This is a genomic window from Ancylobacter sp. (assembly GCF_965229075.1).
Classification (GTDB): Bacteria; Pseudomonadota; Alphaproteobacteria; order Rhizobiales; family Xanthobacteraceae; genus Ancylobacter.
The window spans coordinates 70,028-88,957 of sequence record NZ_CBDDIO010000002.1 but is presented as its reverse complement, the minus strand read 5'-3'; the positions used below and the strand labels follow the sequence as shown (position 1 = coordinate 88,957).

General features: G+C 67.4%; 16 protein-coding genes. 7 read left to right on the top strand and 9 right to left on the bottom strand.

All coding sequences use genetic code 11. The annotated features are described in order from the left end of the window. Positions 1-23 precede the first annotated feature (23 nt). Both ACO07Z_RS06530 and ACO07Z_RS06525 read left to right on the top strand, forming a co-directional pair. Positions 24-1,064 carry a glycosyl hydrolase family 8 gene (locus ACO07Z_RS06530; protein WP_421697960.1) on the top strand — a complete coding sequence of 347 codons (1,041 nt, stop codon included), beginning with the start codon at positions 24-26 and terminating at the stop codon, positions 1,062-1,064. After that, complete coding sequence (locus ACO07Z_RS06525) at positions 1,052-3,136, top strand: hypothetical protein (RefSeq protein WP_421697959.1); 2,085 nt, start codon at positions 1,052-1,054, stop codon at positions 3,134-3,136. The genes ACO07Z_RS06530 and ACO07Z_RS06525 overlap by 13 nt, the downstream gene beginning before the upstream one ends. 9 nt (positions 3,137-3,145) lie before the next feature. Here ACO07Z_RS06525 and ACO07Z_RS06520 read toward each other — a convergent pair whose 3' ends face one another. Beyond that, positions 3,146-4,786 carry an NAD-dependent malic enzyme gene (locus ACO07Z_RS06520; RefSeq protein ID WP_421697958.1) on the bottom strand — a complete coding sequence of 547 codons (1,641 nt, stop codon included), beginning with the start codon at positions 4,784-4,786 and terminating at the stop codon, positions 3,146-3,148. A gap of 85 nt (positions 4,787-4,871) precedes the next feature. Beyond that, on the bottom strand, positions 4,872-6,194 hold the full coding sequence (locus ACO07Z_RS06515) for a DUF2254 domain-containing protein (protein ID WP_421697957.1): 1,323 nt from the start codon (positions 6,192-6,194) through the stop codon (positions 4,872-4,874). Positions 6,195-6,395: 201 nt separating this feature from the next. Between ACO07Z_RS06515 and ACO07Z_RS06510 the strand changes: the two genes are divergently transcribed. Beyond that, the gene (locus ACO07Z_RS06510) at positions 6,396-7,442 is read left to right on the top strand and encodes a YheC/YheD family protein (protein WP_421697956.1); all 1,047 of its coding nucleotides are present in this window, start codon (positions 6,396-6,398) and stop codon (positions 7,440-7,442) included. Here the strand turns inward: ACO07Z_RS06510 and ACO07Z_RS06505 are convergent. Next, positions 7,432-8,436 (bottom strand): hypothetical protein, encoded by a 1,005-nt coding sequence (locus ACO07Z_RS06505; protein WP_421697955.1) that lies wholly within the window; start codon positions 8,434-8,436, stop codon positions 7,432-7,434. The genes ACO07Z_RS06510 and ACO07Z_RS06505 overlap by 11 nt on opposite strands. Next, on the bottom strand, positions 8,414-8,800 hold the full coding sequence (locus ACO07Z_RS06500) for an acyl carrier protein (protein WP_421697954.1): 387 nt from the start codon (positions 8,798-8,800) through the stop codon (positions 8,414-8,416). The genes ACO07Z_RS06505 and ACO07Z_RS06500 overlap by 23 nt, the downstream gene beginning before the upstream one ends. 119 nt (positions 8,801-8,919) lie before the next feature. Between ACO07Z_RS06500 and ACO07Z_RS06495 the strand changes: the two genes are divergently transcribed. The 4 genes from ACO07Z_RS06495 to ACO07Z_RS06480 all read left to right on the top strand — a co-directional run bounded on the left by ACO07Z_RS06495 (position 8,920) and on the right by ACO07Z_RS06480 (position 14,059). Further along, entirely contained in the window at positions 8,920-9,678 is a 759-nt protein-coding gene (locus tag ACO07Z_RS06495) for a response regulator transcription factor (RefSeq protein WP_421697953.1), read from the top strand. A 5-nt stretch (positions 9,679-9,683) separates the two neighbouring features. Beyond that, complete coding sequence (locus ACO07Z_RS06490) at positions 9,684-10,946, top strand: ATP-binding protein (RefSeq protein WP_421697952.1); 1,263 nt, start codon at positions 9,684-9,686, stop codon at positions 10,944-10,946. Between the two features lie 71 nt (positions 10,947-11,017). Next, complete coding sequence (locus tag ACO07Z_RS06485) at positions 11,018-12,340, top strand: PQQ-dependent sugar dehydrogenase (RefSeq protein WP_421697951.1); 1,323 nt, start codon at positions 11,018-11,020, stop codon at positions 12,338-12,340. Positions 12,341-12,436: 96 nt separating this feature from the next. Then, positions 12,437-14,059 (top strand): ABC-F family ATP-binding cassette domain-containing protein, encoded by a 1,623-nt coding sequence (locus tag ACO07Z_RS06480; protein WP_371345136.1) that lies wholly within the window; start codon positions 12,437-12,439, stop codon positions 14,057-14,059. Between the two features lie 9 nt (positions 14,060-14,068). Here ACO07Z_RS06480 and ACO07Z_RS06475 read toward each other — a convergent pair whose 3' ends face one another. From ACO07Z_RS06475 to ACO07Z_RS06455, 5 genes are all read right to left on the bottom strand, one after another. Beyond that, positions 14,069-14,572: a GNAT family N-acetyltransferase gene (locus ACO07Z_RS06475; protein ID WP_421697950.1), complete on the bottom strand. Its 504-nt coding sequence runs from the start codon at positions 14,570-14,572 to the stop codon at positions 14,069-14,071. After that, on the bottom strand, positions 14,569-15,618 hold the full coding sequence (locus ACO07Z_RS06470) for a histone deacetylase family protein (protein WP_421697949.1): 1,050 nt from the start codon (positions 15,616-15,618) through the stop codon (positions 14,569-14,571). Before ACO07Z_RS06470 ends, ACO07Z_RS06475 begins: the two co-directional genes overlap by 4 nt. Further along, entirely contained in the window at positions 15,615-16,556 is a 942-nt protein-coding gene (locus ACO07Z_RS06465; protein ID WP_421697948.1) for a 3-keto-5-aminohexanoate cleavage protein, read from the bottom strand. The genes ACO07Z_RS06470 and ACO07Z_RS06465 overlap by 4 nt, the downstream gene beginning before the upstream one ends. Next, complete coding sequence (locus ACO07Z_RS06460) at positions 16,556-17,911, bottom strand: aspartate aminotransferase family protein (protein ID WP_421697947.1); 1,356 nt, start codon at positions 17,909-17,911, stop codon at positions 16,556-16,558. The genes ACO07Z_RS06465 and ACO07Z_RS06460 overlap by 1 nt, the downstream gene beginning before the upstream one ends. Before the next feature lie 272 nt (positions 17,912-18,183). Further along, a complete protein-coding gene (locus ACO07Z_RS06455; protein ID WP_421697946.1) occupies positions 18,184-18,696 on the bottom strand; it encodes a c-type cytochrome, methanol metabolism-related in 513 nt (170 codons plus the stop codon). Between the last annotated feature and the right edge of the window lie 234 nt (positions 18,697-18,930).

Here is an 18,930-nt window from a genome sequence, read left to right as displayed (position 1 = left end):
GCGGTGCCGGCGTCGTCGTCGCCATGCTGATGGCGGCGGCGTTTCTCGTCGCGCCGGGCGCCTTCGCCAAGGAGCCTGCCGGCATGATTTCGCGCGACGATTGGGCCGCCTATTCCGCACGCTTCGTCGACCCCAGCGGCCGGGTCATCGACGACGCGAACGGCCGGATCAGCCATTCCGAAGGGCAGGGCTATGGCATGCTGCTCGCCTATCTCGCCGGCGACAAGGCGGGGTTCGAGCGGATATGGACCTTTACCCGTACCGAACTGCTGATCCGCGACGATGGCCTCGCGGCCTGGCGCTGGGACCCGGACGCGGATCCGCACGTCACCGATATCAATGCCGCCAGCGACGGGGACATCCTCATCGCCTATGCACTCGCCCTCGCGGGGGAGGCATGGAGCGTCCCGGACTATGTGAGCAGCGCGACCCGCATCGCGCGAGCGCTCGGCCAGCAGGTGGTGCGGCGTGAGGCCGGGCGGCTCGTGCTGCTGCCGGGCGTCACCGGCTTCTCGGTCGGCGAGCGGCCGGACGGGCCGGTGCTGAACCTGTCCTACTGGATCTTCGAGGCCTTTCCGGTCTTTGCCCGGCTCGCGCCCGAAGTCGACTGGGCGGGTCTTGCCGCCTCCGGCCGGGAACTGCTGTCCCTCGCCCGCCTCGGCCCGGCCAAGCTGCCGCCTGACTGGATTTCCGCCCCGGCCGATCGCCCGCTGGCGCCGGCGGAGGGCTTCGAGCCGGTCTTTGGTTACAATTCGTTAAGGATAGTTCTTTACCTTCTGCGCGCCGGGATCCCCGACTCTGACGTTCAAAAAGCCATTCTCAACAATTGGATGGTGCAGAATGGGGGAATGCCGGCGATCGTGAATATCCCGACCGGCAAGGCCCTGGCCCGGCTGTCGGAGCCCGGCTACCGGATGCTGGCGGCAACGCTGGCCTGTGCCATCGACGGCACGGCGATTCCGGCAGATCTCAGGCGCCTGCAACCGAGCCAGTACTACCCGTCGACCCTTTATCTCCTAAGCCTGTCGCTGGTGAGTGAGAAATATCCGACATGTCTTCGCTGAGGGTGCTTTTGCTGATCGTGGTCGGGGCGGCCGCCGTCCCGGCCATCGGCCAGCAACTCGCCTCGCCCTCAGACAATGGCGCCGCCCCTGCCGGCGCCGCCGCGACGCCCAAGGTCGATGAATCGGCGCTGCGCTTTTTCGCGGCGCAAGGCGACAAGCAGCGGCTCGATGCCGAAATCGCACGGCTGCGCGCGCTGTATCCGAACTGGCAGCCACCCAAAGACCTGTTCGCCCCGACGGCGGACCAGGACCCCGACATTTCGCGTTTGTGGGCTCTGTTCGCCGAAGGGAAGTTCTCCGACATCCGGGCCGCCATCGCCCAGCGCCAGGCGTCGGAGCCTGGCTGGCAGCCGCCGGCCGATCTGATGGCGCGGCTCGGCGAGGGCGAGGCCGCCCGCCGGCTGGTCAATGCCTCGGAGGCCAAGCAATGGGCTTCCGTGCTGCGCATCGCCACCGACACGCCCGGCATGCTTGTCTGCGCCAATATGGACGTGCTCTGGCGTGTGGCGGAAGCCTTCGTGCGGACGGGGGCGCCCCAGCGCGCCAAGGATCTGTTCATCTATATCCTCACCTCCTGCCCCAATCCGCAGGAGCGCGTCGCTACGGCGCAGAAGGCGCTGCAACTGCTCGACGGTCCCGATCTCGACGCGGTGCTCGCCCGCGCAAATCCGGACAACACGCCCGAATTCGCCGGCCTGCGCGAAGACCTCCTGCGCATGCGTGTCGGCCGCGCCGCGCAGGATACCTCGTTGTCAGTGTCGCCCGACGACATCGCGGCGCTGGAGCAGCTGGCCCGCAGTGGATCGGTCGCCGACGATGCGCTGGTGCTCGGCTGGTACGCCTTCCGCCGCGGCGATGCGGCGCGGGCGGTCGACTGGTTCAAGCTGGCGCTGGACCGGCAGGGCGGGGCCTCGGCTGCCGAGGGCTATGTGCTGGCGCTGGCCGCGACCGGCCGCGCCCAGCAGGCGGAACCGATCGCCTATCAGTGGCGCGATGCCGGGGCGAGCAACCGCAAGGCCTATATCGACCTTATGGCCGGCCTGCTGGCCACGGCGCCGCCGCCGCGCCTTGAGCAGTCGGTCGTCGCCCGGTTCGCCCCGGTCGTGCAGGAGGCGAAATCCGCCACCGGGGCGCAGGCGCTGGGCTGGTACGCCTACAATACCGGGCAGATCCGTACCGCCGCCTCCTGGTTCCGCACCGCCGTGCAATGGGCGCCGGCGGATGAGGTGTCCGCCTATGGGCTGGCGCTTGTCAGCCAGCGCCTGAAGGACACCGCGACCCTTGACGCGATCGCTACCACCTGGGCGGGGAAGTCGGAGCGCATCCTGGCCCTGGTGTCGCCGGCCGTCCGCCGCCGGCTGGCGAGCGGTGCGCCGACGGCGGCCGCACAGCCGATGGTGGCCGCGCGGCCGGCCGCGCCCATGCCCGTTAGCCGGCCGACGGCAGCGGTCGCCGCGCCCCTGCCTCTCACTGGCGCCTTGCCGGAGAGGCTGGCCGGAAACGACGACGGCCCGGCGCCCGGCGCTTCCGCCCCGCGCGGCGCTCCCTGTTCAAGCGCCGGCGATGCGGTGTTCCGTGCCGGCCGCGTGTCACCCGAAGACGGCCTCGCGCGCGGCTGGTGCCTGCTGGAACTGAACCGCCCCCGGGAGGCGATAAATGCCTTCGACATCGCCATCCGCGACGGCGCCGGCCGGACGGCGGAAGACGCGGCTTATGGCAAGTCGCTCGCCTATCTGCGGCTCGGCCTGACCAACGAGGCCCAGCTGGCCGCCCTCGAGACGCCCCAGCCGCCGGCACGGGCGGTGACGCTGAGCGCGGACCTGCTGGCCCAGCGGGCGATCGCCGCCTATCGCGATGCCCGCTATGTCGAGGCCATCCTGGCGCTGGACGAGCGCAGCCACCTCGCCCCGGAGCAGCAGGACCTGATGTCGATCCGCGCCTGGTCCTACTACCATCTCCGCGACTACGTTTCCGCCCGGCGCATTTTCACCGCGCTCCGCGACGCCGGCTATAAGGAAGCCGGCGCCGGCATCGATGCCATCCTGGCGGTGACCCGCCAGGTGCGCAGCTGACCCGCGCCGTCACAGCGCGGGATAGCGGGGGATGTAGGCCAGTTCGTTGATGTGCGCCTCGATATCGGCGGGGCGCGGCACGCGGGCGAGGCCCTTGTCGAAGATGAGTTCGGCAATGCGCGCCGCCACATGCAGCGAGGCTTTGCGGATGTCGCGCTGCGGCGGGTAGATCAGGCCCACCTCAAGATCTTCCGGCCGTACCTGCTCGGCCACCGCCTTGGCGGCGACGATGAACATGTCCTCGGTGACACGCGTCGCCTGGGTGGCGAGCACCGCCATGCCCATGGCCGGGAAGATATAGACATTGTTGCCCTGGCCGGGCACGAAGCGCTGGCCGTTCAGTTCCACCGGCGGAAACGGGCTGCCGCTGGCGAAGATGGCCTGCCCGTTCGACCATTTATAGGCTTCCTCCGCCGTGCATTCCGAGCGTGAGGTCGGGTTGGAATAGGGGAAGATGATCGGCCGGGCATTGATCCGCGCCATCGCCTCGATCACCGCCTGGTTGAACAGCTTCGGCACGGTGCTGACGCCGATGATGCCCGTCGGCCGGATCGCCTCGATGGCCTCGACGAAATTCGAGATCGGCGCGTGGTCATGGGCGAAGGGCTTCTGGAAGCCGGCGATGTCGCTGCGCGAATTCACCATCAGCCCGTTGACGTCGAACAGCCAGTTGCGGGCGCGGGCCTCCTCGATGGTCGCGCCTTCGAGCACCATGGCTTCGCTGATCAGCTCGGCGATGCCGGTCGCCGCCGAACCGCCGCCGAGGAACAGGAAGGTCTGGTCGGTGAGCTTCTGGCCCGAGAGCTTCAGCGCGCCGTAAATGCCCGCCACGGCGACCGCCGCCGTGCCCTGGATGTCGTCATTATAGGTGCAGATCGCGTCGCGGTAGCGCTCGAGGATCGGCACGGCGTTGATGTTGGCGAAGTCTTCCCATTGCAGGCAGCACAGCGGGAACAGCTCGGTCACCGCCTCGACGAACTCGGCGATGAAGGCGTCATACTCCGCGCCGCGCACGCGGTTCTGGCGCAGGCCGAGATAGAGCGGATCGTCGAGCAGCGTGCCGTTATTGGTGCCGACATCGAGGGTGATCGGCAGCGTCATTTCCGGTGGCACGCCGGCGCAGACGGAATAGAGCGCGAGCTTGCCGACCGGAATGCCCATGCCGTTTACGCCGAGATCGCCGAGCCCGAGAATCCGCTCGCCATCGGTGACGACGATGAAGCGCACATCCTTCTGCGGCCAGTGCGACAGCACTTCCTTCAGCCGGCCCTTGAACGTGATCGGCAGATACATGCCGCGCGTGGCGCGCAGCACATGGTCGTATTTCTGGCAGGCTTCGCCCACGGTCGGCGTGTAGACCAGCGGCATGAACACCGCCGGATCGGACATCAGCACCGCGTAGAACAGCGTCTCGTTGCGGGCCTGCAGGTCGCTCAGCAGGAGATATTTCTGCAGATCATTGTCGAGCACCGAGAGCTGCAGGTGAATGCGCGCCACCTGCGTCTCCAGCGTATCGGCCACCGGCGGCAGGAAGCCCTCAAGCCCGAGCCGCGCCCGGTCCTCGGTCGAGAAGGCGCTGCCGCGGTTGAAAACAGGATCATGCAGCAGCGAAGGGCCGAAGGGGCTCGGCTGGGTGGCGGACGGTGACATAGCGTTTACTCCCGGTGAATGCGTCTTTGCCCCGATGTTACCACCGGCAATGGCCTTGGCGAGCCCCCGGAATGGGGGCGAGACATCATCTATAGGGATAGGTAGGCCGGTAAGATGAAACGCCGATGTCGAACGATTTGAGCGAGGCTCCGCTTTCGGATTCGATGGTGGCGGCAAGACGCCGCAAGGCGTCGCGCGCATCGGGTGCCGCCCGGGCTTCCAGCACGCGGGTGCTGGCGAGAAGCTGGCGCACCACATCGGCATCGTTCATCCCATAGCGTGCGATGGCCGCAAGCGCGGGGCAGGCGAATTCCTCGAATGTGTTGAGCGGGACGAGCACTCTCGGCCGCCCCCCTTCGTCCGCCCGCACCGGAGACGGCATGTCGCGCTCGGCCAGCAGGCATAAGGCCTGGGCGAGTCTGTCGAGGCAGTACAGCGCCGTGGTTGGGTCATTGATGCCGGGGGAGAGGGCGCGCTGGGTGATCTCGACAAAGCGGTGAAGAGAGAACTGCAGGTCCTGCGTGGGCGTGCGATCCGCGCCCAGGATGAAAGCCTGGCGCAGGCGATCCATCACCGCCTCCGATACACGCGCCCGGGGTGCGGCGCGCAGCAGGGGAATCCGCTCGGTGACGAACCGGCCCGGGGGCGAGTCCACGGCGATGACCAGATCATGTTCAGCGGCGATGCGCATCAAGGCCGCCTCGTCGAGGCGCTGCACATAGCCGCTGCCCTCAGCGAAGACCGCACGCGAATCCTCCTCCAGCGTGTGGCGCAGGCTGGAGGAGGTGTGTCCGTCGCGCCCCTTTGGCTCCTGGCCCATCTGGGCCGGAAAGAGACGGTCGATGGTGCTTCGTGCCTCGTGAGAGAGATCGGCAAGCACCGTTTCGATGCGGATCGAATTGGCGACGTGATGGATGAAGTAGATCAGGACGGCGAGGCTTAGCGCGGCCAGCACGACGCCAAAGGTGACGGACAGATGCGGAACGAAGTTCGCTTCCTCCGTGCCGCGCACGGTGCGCAGCACCAGAAGGCAATAGAGGAACGTGCTGGTGAAGGTTCCCAGCACCAGCTGGTTGCCGCGATCGCTCATGAAGCTGCGCAGCAGTCGCGGGCCGAATTGCTGCGAAGCCAGTTGCAGCGTCAGCATGGTCATGGAGAAGGTGAGGCCCGCCACGGTGATCATTGAGCCGGCGACGGCGGACAATACCGCGCGCGCCCCCTCCGGCCCGAAGCCGTAAAGCCAGCCCAGCCGCTCGATCGTCTGCTGGCCCAGCCACGTGTCGAGCCAGACGAGGGCAAAGGAAAGTGCGGTGGCCGCGGCGGCCATCGCCGAGGGCAAGAACCAGAAACTTGACCGCAGGCGGTCCCACACGCCAAGCAGCCACGTCGGCAATGACCAGTGCTCCATCCCCACCTCCGGCGATTAAGCGGCGGGGCGGCGGCTTGGTTCCATCGGCTGGCGTGACCGTGGGCTGCTCCCGGCGTGGGTGGGGCTCGTGTCGCCTCGGGCGGAGGAGCGCCCGAGAAAATGTGGGACTCCAGCCCCGTACGGGAGTTTCCGCCGCTGTCGCCGCCCGCTAGAACGGCGTTGCTGCGAATGGAACATGCGATGCCCGATACGCCGACGATCCTCCTTCTCGGACATGAGACCACCCTTCACCAATCCTATTCGCCGATCCGGCTGCGCGCCGTCGTGGGCGAGGCGGCCTATCGCGGCGTCCGGGTGCTTCTTGCCCGCAGCGCCGACTGCGACATGGATGCCGAGCGGATAAGGGCGCATGAGTTCGTCGATGGGGCCTGGACGGCGGTCGATGTCCCGGTGCCGCGCCTCGTGGTGGCGGCCGCGCCGCCGACCCGGCCGGCGCATCGCGTCGTTGATGCCTGGCTGCGGGCGCGCACCAAGGTTCTCGCCTTTGACGGCTATGACAAGCACCAGATGGCCGCGATGCTGGCCGCCTATCCGCATCTGAAGCCGCACATCATTCCGGAAGAGGTGCTGGTCGCCGACCGCGTCGAGGCGCAGCTCGCGGAATGGCTGGCCGGCGGCCCCATCGTGGTCAAGCGCGCCGACGGCTCGCTGGGTACCGGAATCTTCTTCCTCATTCCGCAGGGCGACGAGATTGCCGTCCACAAGGATGAGCACTCCTGGCGCGGCACGCGCGCGGAGGCGATTGCCCGCGTCATTGGCGCGATCCGCGTGCGCATGGGCTACCGCACCTATCTGGTGCAGCGCTTCATCGACACCCACGACCTGGCCGGCCAGCCGGCGACAGTGCGGGCGGACATGGTGCGTCGGCCCGACGATGGCTGGGACTTCTTCCGCCTCACGGGCCGCGTCTCGCTTGGTTCCAAGCTGATATCGAACCGCGCCAAGGGCAGCGCGCTGATCGATGCGGAATCCTATTTCATCGCGCGGGGGGCGGCCGATCCCGAGGGCAAGGTCTGCGAGGCCCAGGCGCTGTGTCGGGAAATTGCCAGCACGCTGTGCAAGCAGCCGGGCCTTGGCGCGTGTTATGAATTCGGCATCGACCTTGCCGTCGACCAGGATTTGCATTTCTGGTTTCTCGAAGCCAACAAGCGCCCCCTCGCCAATGGCGCCGAGATCGAACGGATGATGCCCGCGATGACCTATTGGCTGTCGCAGCTCAACGACTGAGCGCGGTTCCCCAGGAGCCGGGGCCGGAGGCGCGGACGAAGCTGTCGAGCAGCGGTCCGAACGTATTATTGGCGACGGTGACCTGGATCGTCCCATGGTCGCTGACCCCCGGCAGGGGATGCTCGACGACCATGGGCAGATCCGCGAGATAGCGCGCGGAGGCCACGTCCGCCTTGTTTTCGGTGCCGTAGACGATCTCGATATGCGGCGCCCTCGGGGCCGCGGCAATCTGCTCGCGCAGCTGCGTATCGGCATCTGTGAGCGGGCGCCCGACCCGGTTGCCGATGCGCTCGCGCACCTTGCCCTGCGTCACCGGCAGGAGGATGGGGCTGAAGGTCATGACGCCATCGGCGCCGAGCTTCACGCCGTAATGGAGCGCGCCAAAGCCGCCGGCGGACTGGCCGAGGCAGAGCACCCGGCGCGACTTCAGTTCCGCGCAGAGGCCGTGCAGCCGTTCGACCGACGCGTCGACGCTGCCGCCCAGCCCCGACACGCCGCCGAAATAGAAGTTGTTCGACCAGTCGAAGAGATAGATCAGGTTGGCATTCAGCCGACCCAGCAGGCTGTGCATGAAATAGATGGACAGGCCCAGCAACTGTGCCTTGCCGGCGAAGGCGATCAGCGTCGTGTCGGAATCGGCCGGCACCACCCAGTAACCGCGGTCTTTCGACCCCGCAGCGGCGTTGCCCCCCACGGGAGCGAACACGTGATCCTCGCTGCGCGCCCGGCGCAGCGCGCGCAGCTCCCCCATGATCTCCGTCACGCTGCCCCGCAGATCGCGCACATCCATGAGCGTGGCGAGCATGGCGACCGTCTCGCCGATCATGCCGCAGCGGACGAACTGCCGGCACACCTCAAGGCGCAACGCCGGGTCGGAATTCCCGTGCGCGATGGACTTGGCATAGGCGAGATAGGACGCGTCGAGGCGCGAGGCCGCGTGAATCCGCGGCGACGGCCGCAGCGCCTCGGGATCAATCGGCGTGTGCGGCGGCATTGGCGATGATCAGGTCGGCAAGCCCCCGCACCGTCGCGTTCGCGGCGAGGAAGAACTCCGCTCCGATCTGACGATCGAACGTCGTCTCGAACTGCAGCGCCATTTCGACGGCGTCCACGGAATCGAGGTCGAAATGCGAAAGCGGCATGTCCGGGTCGATGGTGTCGCTGTCCTCACCGGAAATGACAGCGAGATAAACGACGATCCAGCGGAGAACGCGCTCGCTGTCAAATGATGCCTGCATGAGGGACGCCACTCGATGACCTTTGGTTTCGAGGCGATACCATGTGCGTTGAAGCGAATCCAGACTCGCCCGGAAGCTGTAAAAGGGCGGCGTGTCGACGTGCCCCCGTGTTTCGGGCATGTTTCCCGCTGACGGTAAAATGCGCCACAATTGTTGCCCAACGTTGCCCATGGCGGCCCGGCAACGCTGGTTCGCAAAATTCTCCGGCGGAGGCCGCATCGGGCGCGTATAGCGGCGGCATGAACGACATGCGCGGTTCGGAAGCGGGCAGCGGCCCGCACATACTCGTGGTCGACGACGACCAGCAGATTCGCAAGCTCCTCGGGCGCTACCTCGCCGAGCAGAATTTCCGCGTGTCGCTGGCCGCCGATGGCAAGGAGGCCGAGCGCCGCCTCGCCGAGGGACGGATCGATCTCATCGTGCTCGATCTCATGCTGCCTGACGTGTCCGGGCTCGACCTGTGCCGGACCATCCGCACGCGCTCCTCTGTTCCCATCATCCTCCTCACCGCGCTGAAGGAGGATGTGGATCGCATCATCGGATTGGAAATCGGCGCCGACGATTATCTCGGCAAACCGTTCAATCCGCGGGAGCTGGTGGCGCGCATCCGCGCCGTGCTCCGGCGTCTCTCGCCGCGCGACACCGCGCCCGCGCCGGCCCTGCGCCTGCGTTTCGGCGGCTTCCTCGCCGATTCCACCAGCCGCCGGCTGTGGGATTCGCAAGGACGGGAAATCGTGCTCACCGGCGCCGAGTTCGACCTGCTCCTCGCCTTTCTTGAACGCCCGGGACGCATGCTCTCGCGTGAGCAGTTGCTGGACCTCACCCATGGGCGGGTGCCCTCCGGTTTCGACCGCTCGGTTGATGTGCTCATCAGCCGGCTGCGTCGAAAGATGGGGGATGCCGGCAGCTTCCAGATCATCAAGACATTGCGCAATGGTGGGTATCAGCTTGCCGCGCGCGTGGAGCCGGCGGCCGATGAGGGCGAGGCTTCACGATGAAGTCCATGCGCGCCAAGCTCACGGCGCTTCTGGTCGGGTCCGTTCTTGGCGTGCTTCTGCTGGCGACGGGCCTCTCGATGCTGCTCCTGAAGCAGCCTGATTTCGCTCGGATCGACCAGGCGGCGGCGACCCAGATCAGCATGCTTGCCGATCTGGCCGCACGCACCCAGGGCTCGCTGGAAGAGGGGCTCTATGGCCGCATTGCGGACGCGCCTGCCGGCGGGCGCCCGATCGCGCCGTTTACCGATGCCATTAATGGTGTCCTGACGCGCCGTGGACATGCGCTGCATGTGGCTGTCTCCGAACCTGTTGATTTCGGCTGGCCCGTTATTTCGGCTCCGCTCGCTGACGGGCGCTGGGTCATCATGCCCCTGGGGATTCCGATGCCGGGTCCTCAAAGGAGCTGGGCTCTGGTGGGCTGGATCCTGCTGGTGGCCGTGGGCGTGACGCTGGTCATGGTGTTCGCGGTCCGCCGCTTCACCGAACCGCTGGCGCTGCTGCAGCGCACGGCGGATGCCATCACGCCCTGCAGCGGTCTCCATCCCGTCGCGGAGAAGGGCCCCGCCGAAGTGCGGGCGGCGGCGCGCGCCATCAACCAGCTTGCGGCGCGGCTGCATCAGGTGATGGAAAGTCGCATGCGGCTGGTGGCCGCCGCCGGTCACGATCTGCGCACCCCGATGACACGCATGCGCCTGCGGGCCGAGTTCCTGGGGGAGGAGGAGCGCGCGGCCTTCATCGACGACCTCGACGAACTCGACGGGATCGCCGACAGCGCCATTCGGCTGGTGCGCGAGGAGGTGGAGGATGGCCGCGGCGAGACACTGTCACTCGACGCCATGGTGGTCGACACGGTCGCGGAATTGCGGGCGATCGGCTATGCCGTGTCTCTGGAGCGCGCCGCTCCGGTGACCATCCAGGCCCGGCCGGAGGCGCTGCGGCGCGCGCTGCGCAACCTGTTCATCAATGCCGCCACCCATGGACGGCAGGCCCATGTGCGGGTTGAGGCGGTCGAGGGCCTCGGCCATGTGGTGATCGAGGATGTCGGGCCGGGGATTCCCGAGGAATTGCTGCCCCACGTCTTCGAGCCCTTCTTCCGCGTCGATCCGGCGCGCGGTGCGCCGGGGGCGGGGCTGGGCCTTGCCATTGCCGAGCAGATTGTCACCCGCAGCGGCGGCAGCCTGATCCTGGAGAACATGGCGGTCGGGTTGCGCCAGCGCGTCGACTTTCCCGCGATTGCCAGCAGCGCCGACCTATCCGAGGCAGGATAAGCCGAAGACGCTATTGCGCTGGCGCGACTTTCCGGGCTGAGATGGCGCATCCCCCTCTGCCGGAGCCAGTCATGGCCAACTACGTGAAGATCAGCGGCTTTCTGGGCGCCTGCATCACTGGCGTCGTCCATTTCCTCACGGATCTGCGCAAGGCGCCCGCCCTTGCCGAGGAAGCCGGCTATGGCGACCTGCCCAAGCTGCCCAAGCCCAAGCCGACCCTCATCCCCATCATGAAGATCGCCCCGGCCGTCGGCTGGGGGCCCGGCCAGAAGCCTAAGCCCGCTCCGGGTTTCAAGGTGAGCTTCTTCGCCGAGGGCCTGGACCATCCGCGCTGGGTCTATGAGCTGCCCAATGGCGACATTCTCGTCGCCGAGACCGCCGGCCCCCCGTGGCCGGCCGGCATCTTCAGCCTGCGCTGGTGGGCGATGGGCTTCGTGATGGTGCGCGCGGGCGCCGGCGTGAAGAGCGCCAACCGCATCACCCTGCTGCGCGATGCCGATGGCGACGGGGTGGCCGAGATCAAGCTGCCCTTCATCGAGAACCTCTATTCGCCCTTCGGCATGGCTCTGGTGGGTGACCAGCTCTATGTGGCGAACGCGGATTCGCTGGTGCGCTTCCCCTATGTGCCCGGCGCCACCCGCATCGACGCGCCCCCGGTGAAGATTTGCGACCTGCCGTCCGGCCGCAACCACCACTGGACCAAGAGCCTCGTCGCCAACAAGGAGGGCACCAAGCTCTATGTCGGCGTCGGCTCCAACTCCAACGTCGCCGAGTTCGGCATGGAGGAGGAGGTGGACCGCGCCGCCATTCTGGAAGTGGATATCGCGACGGGAAAATACCGCGTGTTCGCCGGCGGCCTGCGCAATCCGGTGGGCATGGACTGGAACCCGGTGACTGGCGAATTGTGGACCAGCGTCAACGAACGCGACGAGATCGGCGACGATCTGGTGCCGGACTACATGACCTCGGTGAAGGACGGCGCCTTCTATGGCTGGCCCTATTGCTACTACGACAAGATCGTCGACGAGCGGGTGAAGCCGCAGCGGCCGGATCTGGTCGCGGCCTCGCTCAAGCCGGATTATGCGCTGGGTTCGCACACCGCCTCGCTCGGCCTAACCTTCGTCGATGACGACCGTTTCGGCGCGCGCTTCCGCAACGGCGTCTTCATCGGCCAGCACGGTTCCTGGAACCGCAACCCGCCCTCCGGCTACCGGGTGATCTTCGTGCCCTTCGAGGACGGCAAGCCGGCCGGCCCGCCGGAGGAAATCCTCGGCGGCTTCCGCGTCGACGGCAAGGCGCTGGGGCGCCCGGTGGGGGTGATCGTCGACAAGCGCGGCGGGCTTCTGTGCGTCGACGATGTCGGCGACTGCATCTGGCGCGTCTCGCCGGTCTGATCGCTGCACCGCAGCAGGACGGAGGCGCCGGCCCTTCCTCCGGAGCCGGGAATGGCTTAAACGCGCGGGAGCTTCTCTCTAGGACCTCCCGCGCGCATGATCCGGCTCGATTCCATCGGCAAGCAGAACGGCAAGCAACTCGTCTTCATCGAGGCGTCGGCGACGCTGCTGAAGGGCGAGAAGGTGGGGCTCGTCGGCCCCAACGGCGCCGGCAAGACCACGCTGTTCCGCCTCATCACCGGCGAAGAGGCCCCGGATGAGGGGCAGGTCTCGGTCGATCGCGGCATCACCATCGGCTATTTCAGCCAGGATGTCGGCGACATGGCCGGCAAGTCGGTGCTGGCGGAGGTGATGGACGGCGCCGGTCCGGTGAGCAGCATCGCCGCCGAACTGCGTGAACTCGAAGCGGCCATGGTCGACCCCGACCGTGCCGACGAGATGGATGCCGTCATCGAGCGCTATGGCGAGGTGCAGGCGCGCTTCGAGGAACTGGACGGCTATTCGCTGGAGGGCCGGGCAAGCGAGGTGTTGGCCGGCCTCGGCTTCTCGCAGGAAATGATGGAGGGCGATGTCGGCCGTCTCTCCGGCGGCTGGAAGATGCGCGTCGCGCTCGGCCGCATCCTGCTCATGCGTCCCGATGTGATGCTGCTCGACGAGCCGTCCAACCATCTCGACATTGAGAGCCTGATCTGGCTGGAGGCGTTCCTGAAGAATTTCGACGGCGCGCTGATGATGACCTCGCATGACCGCGCTTTCATGAACCGCATCGTCAACAAGATCGTCGAGATCGACGCCGGCGCGCTCACCTCCTATTCCGGCGATTACGAGTTCTACGCCCAGCAGCGGGCGCTCGCGGAGAAGCAGCAGCAGGCGCAGTTCGAGCGTCAGCAGGCGATGTTGGCCAAGGAAATCGCCTTCATCGAGCGCTTCAAGGCCCGCGCCTCCCACGCCGCGCAGGTGCAGAGCCGGGTGAAGAAGCTCGACAAGATCGAGCGTGTCGAGCCGCCGCGCCGGCGCCAGACGGTGGCGTTCGAGTTCCAGCCGCCGCCGCGCTCCGGCGAGGACGTGGTCAGCCTGAAGAATGTCCATAAGAGCTACGGCGCCCGGCGCATCTATGAGGGGCTGGATTTCCATGTGCGCCGGCGCGAGCGCTGGTGCGTGATGGGCGTCAACGGGGCCGGAAAGTCGACCTTGCTCAAGCTGGTGACCGGCGAGACCGCGCCGGATGGCGGCAGCGTCGCGGTCGGCGGCAGCGTGAAGATGGCCTATTTCGCCCAGCACGCCATGGAGGTGCTGGAAGGCGAGCGTACCGTGTTCGAGACGCTGGAAGACGCCTTCCCGCAGGCGGGGCAGGGCTCCCTGCGCTCGCTGCTCGGCTGCTTCGGCTTCTCCGGCGACGATGTGGAGAAGAAGTGCCGGGTGCTCTCAGGCGGCGAGAAGGCGCGCCTCGCCATGGCGCGCATGCTCTACGATCCGCCGAATTTCCTGGTGCTCGACGAGCCGACCAACCATCTCGACATCGCCACCAAGGAAATGCTCATCGCCGCGCTGGCGGACTATGAGGGCACGATGCTGTTCGTCAGCCATGACCGGCACTTCCTCGCCGCGCTGTCGAACCGCGTGCTGGAACTGACGCCGGACGGCATCCACCAATATGGCGGCGGCTATGTCGAATATGTCGCCCGCACCGGGCAGGAAGCGCCGGGGCTGCGGAACTAACGGGCGCCTTCACAACGTCGCGCTGATCGCGTGCAAGCCCTCCTCTTCGAGGGTGAGCGTGTCATCATGCGCTTCCGGCGCGAAGCCGAGCCGTGCATAGAAGGCCTGTGCGCCGGCATTGGCCTTGTCGACATGCAGCTTGATGAAGCTGCAGCCCTTCGGTGCCTCGCGGGCGATGACGGCGGCCAGCAAGGCGCGCCCGAGGCCGCTGCCGCGCTCCGTTTCCGCGACATAGAGGTCCTCGATGAAGACGCCGGGCCGGCCGCGCCAGCCGGAAAAGGCGTAGGTGTAGAGGCAGAGCCCCACCGCCGCGCCGTCCCGCCGGGCGATGACCGCCTCGAACAGACCCAGCCCGGTCGGGCCGTAGCGTTTCAGGCTCGCCGCATCGGCGCCCGGTTTGAAGCCGGGCCGGACGTGATGCGCCAGCCGCGCGATCATGTCGGCGGCGGGGGCGAGGTCGTCCCGCTCCATCGGCCGGATCGTCGGCGCCGGCCGCGTGCCTGCCGCCGTCACCGGCCGGCCTCCGCCACCACGCGATGGCTGGCACGGAAACCGTCGAGGAAGGCGACAAGATTGTCGCCCAGCGCGTCGCAGACATAGCCGCCTTCCTGCACCACCACGGTGGGCAGCCCCAGCTCGCCGATCTTCGCGCCGATGCGGCCGAAGCCGGGGGTCGAGACGCTGAGGCCGGCGAAGGGATCGCCCTCATAGGCGTCGAGCCCGAGCGCGATGACGAGCGCCCCCGGACAGAAGGCGGCGATGCGCGCCAGGGCGTGATCCAGCGCGGCGAGGAAGCCCTCGTCGCCGGTCTTGCGCGGCAGCGGCAGATTGAGATTGTAGCCGAGGCCCGCGCCATGGCCGCGCTCCCCCGCATGGCCCCAGAAGAAGGGGTAGAACCGCGCCGGATCGGCGTGGAGGGAGACGGTGAGCACGTCCGCCCGGTCGTAGAACACGCCCTGCGTGCCATTGCCGTGGTGCACGTCGATGTCGAGTATGGCGACGCGGGCGGTGCTTGCGCGCAGCCTCTGCGCGGCGATGGCGGAATTGTTGAGGTAGCAGAAGCCGCCGGCCATATCTGCGAAGGCGTGATGGCCGGGCGGGCGGCAGAGCGCATAGGCCGCTGCCGCACCCTCCCGCACAAGCTTCGCCGCGTGGGCGGCGGCGTGGGCGCTGCGCAGGGCGGCTTGATAGGTTTCCGCCCCGATGGGGCAGGAGGTGTCGGCCATGTGGTAGCCGGCCTGGCCGACGGCGGAGAGCGGGTAGGAGCCCCCGCGCCCATTGGGATGGATATTGGGGATCACCTCGTCCGACGCGCCTTCGATGCGCTGCCAGCGCGCGAAGATGCCTTTGAGGAAGGCGAGATATTCCGGCGTGTGGATGGCGGCGGCCGGAGCGAGGCCGAGATCGGGCGGCTCCTCCGGCGTGAGGCCGGCGGCGCGGGCGGCGGCGAACAGAATATCGGCGCGGGCGGGTACTTCCGGGTTCGGGGCGCGCGCCCCGCTGGTCAGAAAGAAGCCGGGATAGTGCTTCTTCTGCGCGGCATCGAAGATCACCTTCATGGGGTGGCGCTCCCGCTTGCGGTGGAGGGGGTGCCCTTGAGCCCAAGCCGGGCGCGCACCTCGTCCGGGGTGGCGAGGCGATGGCCGAGTTCCTCGATAATCCGCCGCATCTTGCGCACCTGCGCGGCGTTCGAGGTGGCGAGTTCTCCACGGGCGATGGCGAGGTTGTCCTCCAGCCCGACCCGTACATTGCCGCCGAGAATGACGCCCATGGTGCCGAGCGGCATTTGCTGGCGGCCGGCGGCGAGCACGGAGAACTGATAGTCGCTGCCGAGCAGCCGGTCGGCGCTGGCCTTCATGTGCATCAGCTGTTCGGGCGCCGCGTCGATGCCGCCCAGCACGCCGAGCACGAATTGCAGGAACACCGGCGGCTTGAGCAGCCCCTGCTTGAGGTAGAAAGCGACGGTCTGGAGATGGCCGACATCGTAGCATTCCAGCTCGAAGCGCGCGCCGCGCCTCGCGCCGAGATCGGTGAGAATGGTCTCGATATCCTCGAAACTGTTGCGGAAGATGACCGAGCGGGTGGCTTCCAGAAAGCCGCGCTCCCATTCGTGCTGCCAGTCATAGCGATCGGCGAGAGGGAACAGGCCGAAATTCATCGAGCCCATGTTGAGCGAGCACATTTCCGGCTCGATGAGGCGTGCCGCTGCCAGCCGGTCGTCCAGCGTCATGCGCGAGGAGCCGCCGGTGGAAAGGTTCAGCACGGCATCGCAGCGGGCGCGGATGCGCTCCACGATGTCCTGGAACAGCGCGGGATCGGCCGAGGGGGCGCCGGTCGCGGGATCGCGGGCGTGCAGATGCAGGATCGCCGCCCCCGCTTTCGCCGCCTCGATCGCCTGCTCGGCGATCTGGTCGGGCGTGATGGGGAGATAGGGGCTCATCGACGGCGTGTGGATGGAGCCGGTGACGGCGCAGGTGAGAATGACGGGTGAGCTCATCACGCGCCTCCCACCGGCAGCCGGACCTCGGCGGCGAAGGCTTCCAAGGCGCCGCTCAGCTTCTCCATGATCTCGTCGATCTGCTCATCGGTGACGATCAGCGGCGGGCACACCATGAAATGGTCGCCAATGCGCCCGCCGCGTGTGCGACGGGAATAGATGATCAGCCCGGCCTCGTAAGCGATATCGACGAGGCGCAGATGCGCGTTCAGCTCCACCGGCAGTGGCGCCATCGTCGCGCGGTCGGCCACCAGCTCGAAGGCCAGCAGCAGCCCCTTGCCGCGCACGTCGCCAATGAAGGGGAAGCGCGTCATCAGCCCTTCCAGCCGCGCCTTCAGTACCGCGCCCTGTCGCGCGGCGGCGGCGATCAGGTCGAGCCGGTCGATTTCGTCGACCACGGCGAGGCCGGCGGCGCAGGCGAGCGGATTGCCGGCATAGGTGTGGCCATGGACGAAGCCGCCATGGTCGATCACCGTCTCGGCGATGATATTGTCCGCCACCATGGCCCCGAGGGGGGCGTAGCCGGCGCCGAAGCCTTTCGAGAGCGCCACGATGTCCGGCCGCAGGCCCCAATGTTCGCTGGCGAGATAGCGCCCGGTGCGGCCCGCCCCGCTCATCACCTCGTCGCAGATCAGCAGCAGGCCGAACTCGTCGCAAATGGCACGAATGGCGGCGTAATAGCCGTCCGGCGCCACCAGCGCGCCGGTGGAGGCGCCGCCGACCGGCTCCATGATGAAGGCGAGGCAGGTCTCCGGTCCCTGCCGCAGGATCTCGTCCCGCAGCATGTGGGCGTAACGCAGGCCGCGCTCTTCCAATGTCAGCCCGTCGCGGTCGAGATAGCAGGTGGGGGCGGGGATTTTCGGCATTTCCCGCAGCATCGGCGCAAAGGGCGCGCTCATGAGCGACATGCCGGTGACCGCCAGCGCCCCCAGAGTCGAGCCATGATAGGAGGGAAAACGCGAAATCACCTTCCAGCGCTCGGCCTGCCCCCGCGCCACCGCATATTGCCGGGCGAGCTTCAGCGCGCTCTCCACCGCTTCCGAACCGCCGGAGACGAAGAACACCCGGTCCAGCCCTTCCGGCATGCGCCCGGCGATGCGGGTGGCGAGCCGCTCGGCGGGCTCATTCTCGAAATGCAGCCGATAGCCGAAGGTGGACAGCTCCATCTGCCGGCGCATGGCATCGAGCACGGCGGGGTTGGAATGACCGATATTGGAGACCATCGCGCCGCTTGAGCCGTCGAGATAACGCTTGCCCGCGCTGTCCCAGAGATAGACGCCCTCGCCATGGGCCAGCATCGGACGGCGCAGGCGGCTTTGGTAGAAGAGGTGGGAAGCGGGGCGATCGGCGGTCATCGGGGGCTCTCGGGCGATGGAGTGAAGGACGCGACCACGCGACCCGCCGGCGGTAGCGACGCGGATAAAGGCAGCCTCGCCTCACAGGTCCGTTCGAATCGGACGCTCACGGCGAACGCGGCGAAGACTAGCATCGGGCTGGCCTGGGCATCAGGCTACCGTAGGAGCGCCCAGATCATTTCACTGTTTCACGGAAACAGTGAAATGATCTAATTCTTTGTTTTGTCGCGTTTTCTTCACGCGAGCCGGTATCCACTTCGCTCGAAAACGCTCTAGCCGAGGCACGCATCCTCGCGGGCGGTGTAGCCCGCCGGCCGCGGCGCGCTATTCGCGGGCTGACCCCGCCCGAGGGCACCGTTCGACCGGGCGCGGAGATAGACGAAAATGGCGTCGATGAAGCACATCACGTTCGGATTGGTGCCGAAGGCCGGCATCACCAGATCCTGGCTCGCGCTCACATTCTGCTTGCCGTTGGTGACGGTGTCGATGAACTGGCTGTAGTTCAGGGCCTGCAGCGCGTCGGTCAGCGAGGGGGCGAAGCTGGAGCCAAGCCCGTCCGGGCCATGGCATTGCAGGCAGTTGGCGGTGTAGCGGAGGTAGCCGATCGACGTGTACCAGTCGACCGTTCCGTCCTTGCTGATCTGGTAGGTGGGGTTGCCCTGCGCGTCGCTGTACAGGCCATCCGTGGAACTGGCAGCGGACGGATCACCCGAGGGGTCGGCCAAGGCCGCGCTGATCAGAAGAACAAGGCCGGCAGCAATGGCCGCGCCCATGCGAGCAGGCATGCAATCCTCCCGCTCCGCCGTCTTGTTGTGTCGTGGCGCGGTCGGAGCACATCATGCTCCTTCGGACGAGGCGGCCGGTCAAGCCGAGCCGGCTGGGGCAAGATGCGGCGCTTGGCGATCCGTCCGGGCCGAGGCGTTTTTCACCTCGGGGATAGAGGCGGCCATCCCAACACGAGCGCACCGGGACTGAAGGGGCATAGGAATGGGTGGGTGCACCGAGATGCACCCAAGCCG